Raw genomic sequence first — 13,654 nt, 5'->3', positions numbered from 1 at the left:
GGCCCACTGCGCCGATGGTACTGCACACTGGAGTGTGTGGGAGAGTAGGTCGCCGCCGGACACTATTTGGTAGAGAGGGTTCAAGCCCGGTCCCCTTCGGGGGACCGGGCTTGACCTGTATCCAGGGATGTTTCAGCTGTTTTGCTCGGTGGACACGTTCCTGGCTAAGATGAAGCTCTGTGTGCTGGAAGCCGATGGTTTCCAGAGTGCAGGACTACGGGGTGTGGCGCAGCTTGGTAGCGCGCGTCGTTCGGGACGACGAGGTCGCAGGTTCAAATCCTGTCACCCCGACCATGTCGGCTGAGGGCCGTTGACCTACAGAGATGTAGGAGCAGCGGCCCTTTTTGCTGTCTGATTCCCCTCTGATGGCGGGCCACGAGATGTTGCCCGGCCAGCCGAAATTCGGCAGCTCAGACCTCAGCCAGGTGTCGATCGCCTCCACTCAGGTCGAGCCCGAGTCGTGGCCGGTGATCGGAGGGTCGACCTGCGGCCCTTGGCCGCTGTTCCACGCGTGGTTAGCCTATTCATATGGAGGCTCGACGAGGCGTCGCCACCTACCTGTTGGTGAGTTTCGGGTGGACGTGGTTGCTATGGATCGGGGGGTGGTGGCTCGGGGATGTCCGTGCGGCACCGGTCACCCCGCAGATGACGCTCGTCGATGTCTGGGCCATGATCGGTGCGGCCGGATTCCTTCCGCAGCTCCTCTTCGCTCTGGGCGTCTTCGGACCGCTGCTCGGTTATCTGGCAGTCGGCCGGTACCGGCCCTTCTGGGGGCGGCCGACTCCTGAGACCGTCTTCCTGGCGACGGCCGTACCCGTCGTCACAGCAGTGCCTGCGTTCGTGGTCACCATGGCTTCGGGCATTGCTGTGGCGGATGTCTCCGCGAGTGCCGCGGTTGGGGCTGTCGGCGTCTATTTCGTCTCCAACCTCCTGACCAGCGGGACCGAGGAGTTCGGCTGGCGTGGGTTCCTGCACCCCGTGCTCCGGGAGCACGACGCCACCTTCTGGGGCGCCGCCTGGAAGGGCGGCCTCGTCTGGGCCGTGTGGCACTACCCGCTGATGGTGATGCTGTACTGGCAGCTTGGGCCGGTCATGGTCCTCACCATCGGCGGGTTCACCGCGAGCATCGTCGCAATGGCATGGATCACAGCGTTGGTCTATGAGCGCAGCAACTCCCTCGCCCTCGCCGCGCTCCTGCATGGTCTGAACAACACGGCCGGGTTCGCCCTGGTGCTGTTGTTTCCGGGGACTCCGTTCACCGTAGTGAGTGCCGTGATGGCGTGGGTCGTCGTCGCAGTGCTGGAGCGACGCTATCGAGTCGATGCGCAGCCGTCCTCCCAGGGTGGATCACCGTCCAGCACGTAGGCCCAGCACAGCCCCAGCCCCTGACCTGATCCGAGCGCGCGTCGGTGTTCCGGTCTTGACCTGACTGGCTCTGTCCCAGGCCAAAGACCGGTGGCCAACTCTTCCGTCACGGTAGACAATGGGTGTCAGGCCGGTCCGGCCATGAGCCGCTGGACTGCCCGCCCGGCTTCCTGATCGCGGAGGGGTCCGCTGACGCGGGCCCCTAGGTGGCCGAGACCCGAGAACTACATACGAATGTGCCGATTCGGCTCGGGCACAGAGCAACAGGAGGGCGATATGTCATCGAACGCCAGGACCTTGCTCAAGGGGAAGCAGGTGCTGACTCGTGCTGAGCTGGCAGACTTCCTGAATGTCCTCGCAGACCAGATCCGGGAAGGGGATATCGACCTGTCTCTCGATGGTCAGCGGGTGCGCATCCGAGCCGAAGAGCAGATAGGCCTTTCCGTCGAGGTCAAAGACACGCCTAAGTCAGGCCACGTCAAGCGGGAGCTGGAGCTGGAGATGTGGTGGTCCCTCGCTGAGCGCCAGGGATCTCCTTCGTCCGGTGTCCAGGGTCCCAGCGACTAGCGCTCGGTGCCCCAGCACCACGGCATCCGGCGCAGCTCAGGCGGCCCGACATGGACTCCTCGGTAAGCGTACCCATGAGTCCCAAGGTGACTACGTCTCCGGGGCTGGCGCCGCATGGCAGGTGCGACGCGTTCCGCCAGATCTCAGACCCCAACTGACCGCTGGTCGAGAATCAGTATGGCGTTCTTCCAGAAGCAGATCTTCATCGGGAAGGGGTCCCGACTCGGTGTTCAGAGTCTGTCCATCACCGCGATATATCCTGTACTGATACTCAGCAGCATGAGCAGGAGGTCGTCATCGGCTCTGAACTCTCGCGCGGCGAACATCAGGGCACCGACGCCCAGCGCCGTACGCATCTCGCCCTTCCCCTGCTTGCCTTCCTGCTCGGGTTCGGTCTCATGCTGCTCATCATGCTCCCCAACCTCTGGGCGATCCTGGCCGGAACCATGGTAGGCGGTGCGGCCGCCGCAGGGACATACGGCGCCGTCGTCGGCCGTGCGCAGAGCCGTCTGCGCCGATCCGTGCGGCTCAATGATGACCAGCAGCGGCTGCAGGACGAACTGGCCGCGATCAGCGCCACGGTGCGCAGCCGGTCAGCGCAGCTGCCGCCCTCGACCCAGGGTCAGCTGCGAATGATGGTGGTCGGGCTTGAGGAGATCGTGGAGCGCTGGGACGCCTTGTCCCGGTACCCGGCTCACCAGGATGCCGTGAATCGGACCATCCACCGGCACCTTCCGCGCACCCTGGAGCTGTTCCTGGCCCTGCCCGACAACGAGAAGCCGCGCCACGCGGCGGAGTTCAAGGCGCAGATCGGTCTGCTGGCCGAGGGAGTGGCCAAGACCCGCGACACCCTGGTGTCCAAGAACCTGCAGGCGCTGCAGACCAACCGATGGCTCATCGAAGAGTCCATGACGGACCCCGATGAGAAGCTCTTCCGCGACAGCGGCCTGTAGGTTCGTCGGTGACGACCCAACGCCCGTCTCGAGTCTGCGACTCTTCGCCCCTGATTCCGTGAGGAGCTATCACCCTTGGCACTCTCCCTGGAGCTGATCACCAGGACGGCGCGATCGTTGCTGATCCAGTACGGCCTCCAGGACGTGTCCATGCGTCGCCTGGCCAAGGAGCTCGACGTCGCCCCGGGCGCCCTCTACTATCACGTGCCCAGCAAACAAGAGCTGCTGCGCACGGTGGCCCACGAGATCCTGACGCCGCTGCGCACCGAGTCCGGTGACGCCTTGCAGCTCATGCTGCGGTTCCGGGAACTCGTGCTGCCGCTGCGCGACGTGGGCGATCTGCTGCTGCTGGCCTACGCGCTCGATGCCAGCCTGCCGCCGGCCCAGCTGCTGCCTGAACGGCTCGTCACGGCGGGATGGCCGCGGGACGAGGCAAGGGACACGACCGCTGTGGTGATGCGTTTCGCGCTGGGGGCGGTGGCCACCGAGCAGAACCAGGCTTTGCTTGAACGCCCCGCCACCGCCACTGCAACCGCCACCGGCCAGGCCCCGGACGCACCGCAGGCCATGGAGGCAGAACGTATCTACCTCCATGGCCTGCAGAGACTGCTGATCAGACCAGTCTGATCAGACCGAACCGATCAGGGCATCAGCTCGTAGGCCGGCAGGGTGAGGAAGTCGATGTACTCCTCGTCCAGGACCAGGGCGCGCACGATGCCGGCCGCGGGCTCGAAGTACTTGGAGAAGGTGTCCGCGTCGGTGATCTCCCCACGCAGGCGCTCTACCTCTTCATCGAGCAGCCGTGTGACCAGGTCGGGGGTCACCTTCACCCCGGTATCGGCAGTGATCGTGCCGTTGTGGATCTGCTGCCAGACCTGGGAGCGGGAGATCTCGGCCGTCGCGGCGTCCTCCATCAGGTTGTGGATCGCCACGGCACCGTTGCCGGAGAGCCAGATAGCGGTGTAGTAGACCGCGACGTAGAGGTTCATCCGCACCCCGGCCTCGGTGACGTCACCCTCCGCGGCGGCGACGTCGAGCAGGTCCGCCGCCGAGACGTCCACGTCGTCGCGCTGGCGGGCCAGCTGGTTCGGCTGGTCTTTCAGCACCGCGTCGAACTCGTCACGGCAGAGGTCCACCAGATCGGGGTGGGCGACCCAGGAGCCGTCGAAACCGTCAGCGGCCTCACGGGACTTGTCGTCGCGGACCTTCTCGATGGCCTTGGCGGTGACCTCGGGTTCGCGCCGGTTCGGGATGAAGGCTGCCATCCCGCCCATGGCGAAGGCGCCGCGCTTGTGGCAGGTCTTCACCAGCAGCTCGGTATAGGCCCGCATGAAGGGCTGCGTCATGGACACCTGCGCGCGATCCGGGAGGACGAACTTCTCGCCCGAGGCGCGGAAGTACTTGATCATCGAGAACAGGTAGTCCCAGCGTCCGGCATTGAGCCCGGAGGCGTGATCACGCAGCTCATAGAGGATCTCATCCATGTGGAACGCGGCGGGCAGCGTCTCGATGAGGACCGTGGCGCGGATGGTGCCATGGGGGATGCCGAGCTTCTCCTCGGCGAAGCTGAAGACCTCATCCCAGAGCCGGGCTTCCTTATAGTGCTCCAGCTTCGGCAGGTAGTAGAAGGGGCCGCGGCCCTGTTCGGTGAGGGTCTTCGCGTTGTGGAAGAAGTGCAGTCCGAAGTCCACCAGGGCGCCGATGGCAGGCGTGCCGTCGAGCTGGAGGTGCTTCTCCGGCAGGTGCCAGCCGCGCGGCCGCACGACCACGGTCGGCAGTGTGATGTCATCGCGCAGGCTGTACTGTTTGCCCTCCGGCGAGGTGAACTCGAGGGTTCCTGATGCGGCGCCGGCGAGGTTGCGCTGAGCGTCGATCACGTTGAACCAGTTCGGTGCCAGCGCATCTTCAAGGCAGGCCAGCCAGACCTTGGCGCCGGAGTTCAGCGCGTTGATGGCCATCTTGGCAGGGGCTGGCGGACCCGTGATCTCCACCCGGCGATCCTGCAGCGCGGCCGGGTGCTCGGCGACGCTCCAGTCCGATTCGCGCACCTGTGCGGTCTCGGCCGGGAAGTCCACGGTGCCGGAGCTCGCCGCCTGGGCCTGCGCGGTGCGCCGGTCCTCGAGGAGCTCGTTGCGGGTTCCTGCGAACCGGGTGTGGAGCTCTTCGAGAAACGCCAGGGCCTCATCGGTGAGGATCGCCTCGGTGCCCGGGACCTCGTAGGGGGCGTGGATGGTGATGCTCATGCGCTGCTCCTTTGCAGGGATGAAAAAACTGTGTCGCCGAAAAACAGCGACGCGGGTGCTCTCGCTCACACCATTCTTGGCATAGAGTTCGCATCATGGAAGCCAATGTCCGCAATGCGGACTCTCAGCGGGTGCAGGTCGTGGAGCGCGCCTTCAATCTGCTCAATGTGCTGGCCGGCCTGGGCGGGTCCGCGACGGCCGGGGAGCTGAAGGCCGCCACGGGTCTCGCCGGGCCCACGGTGCACCGGCTCCTGCACACGCTGATGGGTGTGGGGGTGGTCCATCAGCTCAGCGACAGGCGCTACGCGCTGGGTGCGAACCTGGTGCCGCTGGGGGAGTCCGCCACCCGGCAGCTCGGCGGACCCGCTGTGCCGCAGATGCAGGCACTGGTGTCGGAGCTCGGTGAGAGCGTGAATCTGGCGGCCATGGAATCGGAGATGATCGTCTACATCGGGCAGGTCCCCTCGCCGCACACGATGCGGATGTTCACCGAGGTGGGGCGCCGAGCGCACCTGCACTCCACCGGAGTGGGCAAGGCGCTGCTGGCCGGGATGGACCCGGTGCGGGTGCGCGAGATCCTCGCCGCCACCGGCATGCCTTCGCTGACCGAGAAGACGCTGACCCGCCCGCATGCGCTGCTGGAGCAGCTGCCGCGGATCGCCGCCCAGGGCTACGCCCTCGACGACGAGGAGCAGGAGATGGGAGTGCGCTGCCTCGCCGTCGTCGTCCCGCACGGACCCTCACCCATGGGACTCTCCGTCTCCGGGCCCACCGGACGGATGCACGACAGCTTCGTCCGGCACGCGGTGCCGCTGATGCGCCGCACCGCGGTGGAGATCGGCCGCCGGATGAGCCGGCTCAGCCCTCGCCACGGTTGAGCCGGTCCAGCTGATCGATCACGTCCCCGGGAGGATTGATCATCAGCGTGGCCTCGTCGCGCAGGCCTTTGAGCTCCTCGTCGATGAAGGAGGGAAGTGCCTGGTCCAGGCTGATATCGCGGTGCTCCCGCTCGGAGAGCCGCCAGCGGTGATCGATGAGCTGGTGCATGATCTCGGCCGGCTCCAGCTTGTTGCGCAGCTCCTTGGGGATCTGGGAGATCATCGGCTCGAAGACCTGCTGGGTCCACATGTGGGCCGCCACCGCCTCGTCCCCATGCGGGTCGGTCTGGGCCCGGTAGGCGTCGATCGCGCCGAGAAGCCGCCGGGCCTGGTTCTCCTGGACGTCGAGTCCGGTCAGGTTCATCAGTCGCCGCTGGTGGTGGCCGGGGTCGACCACCTTCGGGCGGAGCAGGAGCTTGGAATCCTCACGCATGGTGCGGATGTCATACTCCTCGACGTCGAAGCCCAGCTCGTTGAGCCTCCGGATCCGCTCCTCGATGAGCCACTGCTGGTCCGGGTTGAAGGCGGTGTCACCGGTGAGCTCCTGCCACAGTCCGCGGTAGGCGTCGATGAACTGGTGCGAGGTGGCGATCGGATCCACGTCCTCGTCCACCATGCCGCCCTCCATCAGGTCCATGAGCTCCCCGGCGATGTTCACCTGGGCCACGTCGAGGTCGTGCTCGCGCTGACCGGTGGAGAGCTTCGGGTGGATCTCACCGGTCTCGGCGTCCACCAGGTAGGCGGCGAAGGCACCGGCGTCGCGCCGGAAGAGCGTGTTGGACAGGGAGACGTCGCCCCAGTAGAAGCCGATCAGGTGCAGCTCCACCATCAGCAGCGCCTGCGCGTGGATCAGCCGCCGCAGCGTCTCCTTGCGCATCATCTGGTTGAACACCGCACGGTAGGGCAGGGAGAAGCGCAGGTGCCGGGTGACCAGGGCAGGAGAGAGCTCTTCGCCCTCCGGGGTGGTGCGGCCGGTGACCTCGGCCACGGGCTTCACGCAGGGGGCCCCGAGCTTGCCCAGCTGACGCAGCATCCGGTACTCGTGCCGTGCGGCCCGCTCAGAGGTCTCCTTGACCGCGATCACCGATCCACCCAGGTAGGCGAAGCGCACGATGTGCCGGGAGATGCCGCGCGGCAGGGCGGCGATGATGTCCTCGGGCCACTCCTCCAGCGGCAGATGCCAGGGAAGGTCCAGCAGCTCCTGAGGAATGGTTCCTGAGGCGGTGAGTCCGAGACCGGGGATGGTCATCATGGGCAGTCCTTAGGGTGTCGGGCGGGTGTCCGAGCGGGAGGTGCTGCGTCGCTGCGCGATGAGGCGCAGCACCGCGGCGAGATCTCTCGGCTCGGCGATCCGGTGGCCGGCCGCGGTCTCGCCGTCGCCCACCTTGATGCCGATGTCTTCGCCGTCGAGGACCGCGAAGCCGTGTTCATCGGTGACATCGTCACCGGCGAAGAGGACCGCGTCAGGGGCGGTGTGCTCCCGCAGCTCGGTGATCCCTTCACCCTTGGTGGCCAGGACGACGACGGACTCCAGCACCTTCTTGCCGTTCTTCAGGTAGGCGCCGTCGACCAGCGACAACGCTGCCCGGCCGTGTTCGAGGACCCGTTCACCCAGTTCATCTCCTGCCACCTTGCGCACGTGCAGGGCGGCACCGGCGGGCTTGTGCTCCACCCAGGCGCCCTCGGCGTCGGCGGCCACCTCCTCGAGGGTGGAGATGATCTGTTCGCGGGCCATCGTCTCGGTGGTGTTCAGCTCCAGTCCTGGGGCATCCTCGCCGAGGTCCTTCTCCGCGCCGTGGGAGCCGATCAGCAGCGCGCCGTGGGGCGGCTTGGCCAGCTCGCGCAGCGACTCCAGCGACCGCCCGGAGACGTAGGCGATGTCCACGCCCTCCATCTCTGCCAGGGCTGCGATGGCCGCGGCGTTCTCCGGGACCGGCCGTGCGGCGGCGGCGTGGGAGACCAGCTCGGCCACGCATCCGTCGAAGTCCAGGGCGATGAGGATCTTGGGGAGATCGGCGAATCGCTCCAGGGCGATGCTCAGCGACTGCTCCATGTTCAGCGACGCCTCCATGCTCAGTCCTTCACGATCGCGGAGCCGGTGAGCTCGCCCAGACGGTCCAGGAAGTCAGTCGCCCAGCGCCGCACGTCGTGGTGGACCACCTGGCGGCGCAGATTCTCCATCCGTGCGCTGGCGTCGTCGCTGTCCATGGTGGTCGCGCGCAGGATGGCGGCCTTGAGCTCCTCGACGTCATGGGGGTTGATCAGCAGCGCCTGGCGCAGCTGATCGGCGGCGCCGGTGAACTCCGAGAGCACCAGCACGCCGTCGTCGCCGCGCCGTGCCGCCACATATTCCTTGGCCACCAGGTTCATCCCGTCGCGCAGCGCGGTCACCAGCATCACGTCGGCGGCCATGTAGAGCGCCACCATCTCCTCGACCGGGTAGGAGTGGTGGAGGTAGCGGATGGCCGGGTGGGAGAGCGTGTCGAACTCGCCGCTGATCCGGCCCACGGTCTGTTCGATCTCCTCCTTGAGCAGGCGGTAGCTCTCCACCCCCTCACGGGAGGGGCTCGCCACCTGGACCATGCAGACCTGGCCCACGGTCAGCGACCCGTTCTGCAGCAGCTCTTCGTAGGCCTTCATCCGGTGCCGGATGCCCTTGGTGTAGTCCAGTCGATCCACCCCGAGCAGCACGGTCTCCGGGTTGCCCAGCTCCTCGCGGATCTCCTGGGAGCGAGCGATGATGTCCTCGCGCTTGGCCAGCGCGGTGATGGTCGCGGTGTCGATGGAGATCGGGAACTCCTTGGCCTCCACCAGGCGGGCGACCCCCGCCGGCGGGGCCGAGTTCACCCGCACCGCGGTGCCACGGTCAGCATCGGCGTTGAATCCGACCAGCGGGGAGCCATGATCCGGGGCGTTGGTCTGCAGCGGCACGTGGATCGTCGCGTCCTCCACGTAGTAGCCCATCCGGTTGTGCACCGCGCGGCGGAAGTTCGAGGCGTCGGAGGCGCGCTGGAAGCCGATCAGGTCCGCCCCGAGCAGTCCGCGCAGCACCGAGTGGCGCCAGGGCAGCTGTGCGAAGAGCCCCGGGGGAGGGAACGGGATGTGGTTGAAGAAGCCGATGGTCAGATCGGGGCGCAGGTCGCGCAGCATCGCGGGCACCAGCTGCAGCTGGTAGTCCTGGACCCAGACGGTGGCCTTGTGGGCGGCGACCTCGGCGGTGTGCTCGGCGAAGCGCTGGTTGACCCGGCGGTAGGCCTCGAACCAGTGCCGGTGGAAATCCGGACGAGCGATCACGTCGTGGTAGAGCGGCCAGAGCGTGCCGTTGGAGAATCCTTCGTAATAATCTTCGATGTCATCGCCGGTCAGCGGCACCGGAACCAGATGCATGTCGCCGTGGTCGAAGGGCTCCAGGACGTCGTCGGCAGCGCCGTGCCAACCGACCCAGGCGCCTTCTGAGCTCTCCATCAGGGGGGCCAGGGCAGTGACCAGGCCACCGGGGGAGCGCTCCCAGCCGGTGGTCCCATCCTCGTTCGTGACGTGATTGACGGCCAGACGGTTGGCCACCACCACGAAGTCATAGCCGTTGCCGTTCTCGATATTCTCTGGCACGAGACACACCTTTCATGCGTAGCTGCAGACACCCCCTGGCGACAGCGGAGCCATCGTCATGAGCCTATACCCTGGTATCCGGCCTGAGCCTGACCCTGTATCTTGAGCACTGCCGGATCCCGATCACGGCACGATCACGACATCAGCCACACACCGATCACTGTCCAGGCACGCCGGGACAGTCATGATCCACATCAGTCACCGGAGAAGACCATGGCTCGCAGCTCAGAATCCCCTCGCAGCGCCAATGCGCGCGAACAGGCCCGCAAGATGCAGCAGGAGCAGGAGCGTAAGCAGAAGCTCACCTCGGTGCTGCTGCGCGTAGGCGTCGTCGTGGTGGCGCTCGCCGTCGTCGTGGGACTGACCATCTTCGTGCTCAACCGTGATGACTCCGGGGCGGCGCCCAGCGAGGGCCCGGCCCCCGCGGCCGCCAACGAGCAGGGCGGATTCGTGCTGAGCTCCTCCACCGAGCTCGCCGAGGGCGACGACCTCGGCCAGATCGACGCATCCAACGTCGAGGACCCCGATTCCGAGCTGCCTCCCGGGGTTGCTGAGCGTGAAGCCGGCGAAGCTCCGCACATCATCATCTACACCGACGCCTACTGCATCCACTGCGCCAACTTCGAAGCCGAGCACTCGGCGCAGATGGGCGAGTGGCTCGACGAGGGTCTGGTCACCGTGGAGTACCGCTCGGTCGCCTACCTCTCCTCCTCCACGAACTACCCCGCTCGTGCGGCCAACGCCTTCGCCTGCATGGCGGAGGAGTCCCCGGAGAGCTACTCCGAGTACCTCGGAGCGGTCACCGCCAACCGGGTCAACAACGATGAGATGTCCAACGACCAGCTCACCCAGCTGGCCGACGAGACCTTCGGCGCTGACATCGGTGAATGCATCGAGGACGGCACCTACCGCGCCTTCGCCAGCTACACCACCCGCCACGCCCAGGCCGCCGGCATCGAAGGCACCCCGAGCGTGTACGTGGACGAAGTCTCATGGGCCGACTCCGAGCGTCCGTTCCGCGAACTGGTCGATGAGCACATCGAGGAATACCAGTCCGAAAGCTGATGTTGAGGAACTGATACCATCAGTCACTGGCGCCCTGCATGGCAGGGCGCTGCGCCTCCTTAGCTCAGCTGGTAGAGCAGCTGTCTTGTAAACAGCAGGTCGTCGGTTCGAACCCGGCAGGGGGCTCTTTCAACCCCAGAGTGGTATCACCCCAGTGGTGACCCGCTCTGGGGTTCTTTAGTGTTCTATGGAGGATCCGTGCCCGCTTCACCGAATCATGTCCCATCGCAGGTGAAGGCTCCAGGTGCGGCTCCCACACCTCCGCACGACGACGGCCGGCTGCCCTCGGCCGACAAGCTCACCATCGGTGCGCTGCTGGTCTCCACCTTCGTGATGATCCTCAACGAGACCCTGATGAACGTCGCGCTGCAGCCGCTCATGGAAGAGTTCCAGGTCACCGAGCCGACGATCCAGTGGCTCACCACGGCGTTCATGCTGACCCTGGCCACCGTGATTCCGATCACCGGATTCCTGATGCAGCGCTACAGCCTGCGTGCGGTCTTCACCGCCGCGATGGGCCTCTTCATCCTCGGCACCGCGCTCGCGGCCGCCGCCCCGGGCTTCGAGGTTCTGCTGGCGGGCCGGGTGGTCCAGGCCAGCGGCACCGCGATCATGCTGCCGCTGATGATGACCACCGTGCTCACCCTGGTGCCGCTGCGCCGCCGCGGCGTGGTCATGGGCAACATCTCGATCGTGATCTCGGTGGCTCCGGCGACCGGGCCGGCGCTCTCGGGTCTGATCCTGCATCTCGCCGACTGGCGCTGGCTCTTCCTGGTGATCCTGCCCATCGCGGTGATGGCGCTGTTCCTGGGCCGGCCGCGGCTGAACAAGGACCCCGGCACGGCGGGCAAGCGGCTCTCCATCCCCTCGCTGCTGCTCGCAGTCCCCGGCTTCGGCGGCGTGGTCTACGGGATCAGCCAGATCGGCGGCGGACACGGCACCCAGGAGGTCTCCGCGGACGCGGCTCCGAGCGTGGACCCGCTGGCCATCGTGGTCCTCGTGGTCGGCGTGCTCTGCCTGATCTCCTTCGCGCTGCTCCAGGTGAAGCTGCAGAAGACCGACTCAGCCCTGCTGAACCTGAAGCCCTTCGCCTTCACCATGTACACCCGTGCCCTGGGCATGATGCTGCTGATGATGATCGCGCTCTTCGGCGCGCTGATCCTGCTGCCGCTGTTCCTGCAGACCATCCGCGGACTGGACACGCTGCAGACCGGTCTGATCATGCTTCCGGGCGGTCTGCTGATGGCGCTGATGGCGCCCTTCGTGGGGCGCCTCTACGACCGGGTCGGACCGAAGCCGCTGGTGATCCCGGGTGCCTCGATCCTGATCGTCGCGCTGTTCTGCATGAGTCTGCTGTCCCCGACCACCCCGGTGGCCATGGTGCTGGGTCTGCACCTGCTGCTCTCCTCCGGCCTGGCGCTGCTTTTCACCCCGGCCTTCACCACGGCGCTGAACCCGCTGCCCAAGGCGCTGTACTCCCACGGCACCGCCGCGCTGAACACGCTGCAGCAGCTGGCCGCCGCGATCGGCACGGCCGCACTGGTGGCCGCCGTCGGACTGGGCACCGCCGCCGCGGTGAACTCCGGGATGAACCCCGACGACGCCGCGGTCGAGGGCTTCCGCGTGGCCTTCCGGCTCGCTGCGGTGCTGAGCATCGGCACGCTGATCCTCGCCACGACCCTGCGGGCGACCCCCGCGGCCGAGGGTCAGGGCTCCGAGGCTGGCGATGTTGAGGCGGCCGGCACCGGCGCTGCGGACAGCGAAGCTGCCGACACCGACGACACCGGCATCGAGGATCGCGCGCAGGCAGGGTCCAGCACCCAGGCCTGAGCCCTCCCCGTTCCTGGCGTCCCAGGGCCACGACGAGCCCCCGTCCGGCCTGCACCTGCAGGCGGGAGGGGGGCTCGCCGCGTCTCCCGCCCCGAGGCGGCCGCGTGGCGCGCCCGGGTCACCCCAGGGCGCGGATCCCGGCAGCCGCTGCCGCCCCGACCAGCACCACCAGGATGAACGGGGCGCGCAGCAGCAGCGCCACGGCGGCGGCCAGCAGCGCTCCGAGCCGGGCGTCGATGGTCACCGACTGCTCGGCGGAGAAGGTGTTCATCGCCACCAGAGCGGCGAGCAGCCCGATGGTGAGCATCGCCGAGACCCGCCCCACGGCGGGATGCTTCAGCCAGCTCTGCGGCACCAAGTAGCCCAGCAGCTTGGTGGCGTACACGGCGGCGCAGGCCGCCAGGACCCAGAACCACAGGCTCATGCGCGGACCCCCTTCGACGCCAGTCCCCACACCACGGCGACGACGGCGGCGGCCAGCACCGGGACCCCGGGTGCCAGCAGCGGCATCGTGACCGTGGTGACCAGGGCCGCCAGCACCGCCAGCGCCCAGGCGTCCAGGGACTTCAGCCGCGGCCACAGCAGGCCGAGGAAGGCGGCGACCACGGCACCGTCGAGCCCCAGCGCCTCGGGCTCGGCGATCACATCACCGAGCAGCGCGCCGAGCACGGTGGCGAGGTTCCAGAAGAGATAGCAGGCGATGCCCGCGCCCCAGAAGCCGCGACGCTGCTCCACCGGATCCGGGGCGGACATCGCCACCGCCGCGGACTCATCGATGGTCACCTGGGCCGCAGCCAGCCGCTTGAATCCCCGCGGATTCAGCAGCGCCTTCATCTGCACCGCATAGATCGTGTTGCGCCCGCTGAGCAGCGTGGCCGCGCCCAGCGCCGCCGCCCCGGTGCCGCCCGAGGCCAGAATGCCGATGAAGGCGAACTGGGAGGCGCCGCTGAAGAGCAGCGCGGAGAGCGCCACGGTCTGCCACAGCGTCATTCCCGCCGCCGTGGAGAGCGCCCCGAAGGAGACGCCGTAGAGCGAGATCGCGGCGGCGATGGACAGCCCGGTCCGCAGCGCGGGGGAGCGGCGCAGCGGGACGGGCGGGGAGGTGCTCACAGGCGGATAAGGGGCTGACACGCCACACAGTCTA

Annotated in this window: 13 protein-coding genes and 2 tRNA genes; 9 read left to right on the top strand and 6 right to left on the bottom strand. The window is 67.3% G+C overall.

Going from position 1 to position 13,654, the window contains the following annotated elements; genetic code table 11:
• Positions 1-217 precede the first annotated feature (217 nt).
• From LTH96_RS09920 to LTH96_RS09900, 5 genes are all read left to right on the top strand, one after another.
• A tRNA-Pro gene (locus LTH96_RS09920) sits at positions 218-294 on the top strand.
• 234 nt (positions 295-528) lie between these two features.
• A complete protein-coding gene (locus tag LTH96_RS09915) occupies positions 529-1,365 on the top strand; it encodes a type II CAAX prenyl endopeptidase Rce1 family protein (RefSeq protein ID WP_241465552.1) in 837 nt (278 codons plus the stop codon).
• Positions 1,366-1,641: 276 nt separating this feature from the next.
• A complete protein-coding gene (locus LTH96_RS09910) occupies positions 1,642-1,932 on the top strand; it encodes an amphi-Trp domain-containing protein (protein ID WP_241465551.1) in 291 nt (96 codons plus the stop codon).
• 410 nt (positions 1,933-2,342) lie between these two features.
• A complete protein-coding gene (locus tag LTH96_RS09905; RefSeq protein ID WP_241465550.1) occupies positions 2,343-2,885 on the top strand; it encodes a hypothetical protein in 543 nt (180 codons plus the stop codon).
• A 75-nt stretch (positions 2,886-2,960) separates the two neighbouring features.
• Positions 2,961-3,512: a TetR/AcrR family transcriptional regulator gene (locus LTH96_RS09900; protein WP_241465549.1), complete on the top strand. Its 552-nt coding sequence runs from the start codon at positions 2,961-2,963 to the stop codon at positions 3,510-3,512.
• A 14-nt stretch (positions 3,513-3,526) separates the two neighbouring features.
• On the opposite strand, the gene aceB is transcribed toward LTH96_RS09900, so the two are convergent.
• Positions 3,527-5,128, bottom strand: coding sequence for a malate synthase A (aceB, locus tag LTH96_RS09895; RefSeq protein WP_241465548.1), 1,602 nt, complete (start codon positions 5,126-5,128; stop codon positions 3,527-3,529).
• A gap of 95 nt (positions 5,129-5,223) precedes the next feature.
• On the opposite strand from aceB, the gene LTH96_RS09890 reads away from it, so the two are divergent.
• On the top strand, positions 5,224-6,006 hold the full coding sequence (locus LTH96_RS09890) for an IclR family transcriptional regulator (RefSeq protein ID WP_241465547.1): 783 nt from the start codon (positions 5,224-5,226) through the stop codon (positions 6,004-6,006).
• On the opposite strand, the gene LTH96_RS09885 is transcribed toward LTH96_RS09890, so the two are convergent.
• Genes LTH96_RS09885 through LTH96_RS09875 form a run of 3 tightly spaced genes read right to left on the bottom strand, consistent with a single transcriptional unit; the run spans position 5,987 to position 9,615 of the window.
• Positions 5,987-7,258 (bottom strand): DUF4032 domain-containing protein, encoded by a 1,272-nt coding sequence (locus LTH96_RS09885; protein WP_241465546.1) that lies wholly within the window; start codon positions 7,256-7,258, stop codon positions 5,987-5,989. The genes LTH96_RS09890 and LTH96_RS09885 overlap by 20 nt on opposite strands.
• 9 nt (positions 7,259-7,267) lie before the next feature.
• A complete protein-coding gene (gene otsB, locus LTH96_RS09880) occupies positions 7,268-8,077 on the bottom strand; it encodes a trehalose-phosphatase (protein WP_241465545.1) in 810 nt (269 codons plus the stop codon).
• Between the two features lie 2 nt (positions 8,078-8,079).
• Positions 8,080-9,615, bottom strand: coding sequence for a trehalose-6-phosphate synthase (locus tag LTH96_RS09875; RefSeq protein WP_241465544.1), 1,536 nt, complete (start codon positions 9,613-9,615; stop codon positions 8,080-8,082).
• 213 nt (positions 9,616-9,828) lie between these two features.
• Here LTH96_RS09875 and LTH96_RS09870 point away from each other — a divergent pair, with 213 nt between their 5' ends.
• From LTH96_RS09870 to LTH96_RS09860, 3 genes are all read left to right on the top strand, one after another.
• Positions 9,829-10,680, top strand: a complete 852-nt coding sequence (locus tag LTH96_RS09870; protein ID WP_241465543.1) for a thioredoxin domain-containing protein — start codon at positions 9,829-9,831, stop codon at positions 10,678-10,680.
• Positions 10,681-10,733: 53 nt separating this feature from the next.
• Positions 10,734-10,806: transfer RNA gene (locus LTH96_RS09865), tRNA-Thr, on the top strand.
• Positions 10,807-10,878: 72 nt separating this feature from the next.
• Entirely contained in the window at positions 10,879-12,510 is a 1,632-nt protein-coding gene (locus LTH96_RS09860; RefSeq protein ID WP_241465542.1) for an MDR family MFS transporter, read from the top strand.
• Positions 12,511-12,628: 118 nt separating this feature from the next.
• Here the strand turns inward: LTH96_RS09860 and LTH96_RS09855 are convergent, their stop codons facing one another.
• Complete coding sequence (locus LTH96_RS09855; RefSeq protein ID WP_241465541.1) at positions 12,629-12,934, bottom strand: AzlD domain-containing protein; 306 nt, start codon at positions 12,932-12,934, stop codon at positions 12,629-12,631.
• Positions 12,931-13,641, bottom strand: coding sequence for an AzlC family ABC transporter permease (locus tag LTH96_RS09850; RefSeq protein WP_241465540.1), 711 nt, complete (start codon positions 13,639-13,641; stop codon positions 12,931-12,933). The genes LTH96_RS09855 and LTH96_RS09850 overlap by 4 nt, the downstream gene beginning before the upstream one ends.
• Positions 13,642-13,654 lie beyond the last annotated feature (13 nt).

It is taken from the genome of Nesterenkonia sp. LB17 (assembly GCF_022565915.1).
Classification (GTDB): Bacteria; Actinomycetota; Actinomycetes; order Actinomycetales; family Micrococcaceae; genus Nesterenkonia.
The sequence above is the reverse complement of the archived record's forward strand: the minus strand, read 5'-3'. Positions and strand labels throughout refer to the sequence as shown.

Excerpts from the sequence above, each read along its gene's own strand:
- LTH96_RS09910 (WP_241465551.1), top strand. The coding sequence starts at position 1,642 with ATGTCATCGAACGCCAGGACCTTGCTCAAGGGGAAGCAGGTGCTGACT.
- LTH96_RS09915 (WP_241465552.1), top strand. The coding sequence starts at position 529 with ATGGAGGCTCGACGAGGCGTCGCCACCTACCTGTTGGTGAGTTTCGGG.
- LTH96_RS09870 (WP_241465543.1), top strand. The coding sequence starts at position 9,829 with ATGGCTCGCAGCTCAGAATCCCCTCGCAGCGCCAATGCGCGCGAACAG.
- otsB (WP_241465545.1), bottom strand. The coding sequence starts at position 8,077 with ATGGAGGCGTCGCTGAACATGGAGCAGTCGCTGAGCATCGCCCTGGAG.
- LTH96_RS09885 (WP_241465546.1), bottom strand. The coding sequence starts at position 7,258 with ATGATGACCATCCCCGGTCTCGGACTCACCGCCTCAGGAACCATTCCT.
- LTH96_RS09890 (WP_241465547.1), top strand. The coding sequence starts at position 5,224 with ATGGAAGCCAATGTCCGCAATGCGGACTCTCAGCGGGTGCAGGTCGTG.
- aceB (WP_241465548.1), bottom strand. The coding sequence starts at position 5,128 with ATGAGCATCACCATCCACGCCCCCTACGAGGTCCCGGGCACCGAGGCG.
- LTH96_RS09855 (WP_241465541.1), bottom strand. The coding sequence starts at position 12,934 with ATGAGCCTGTGGTTCTGGGTCCTGGCGGCCTGCGCCGCCGTGTACGCC.
- LTH96_RS09905 (WP_241465550.1), top strand. The coding sequence starts at position 2,343 with ATGCTCCCCAACCTCTGGGCGATCCTGGCCGGAACCATGGTAGGCGGT.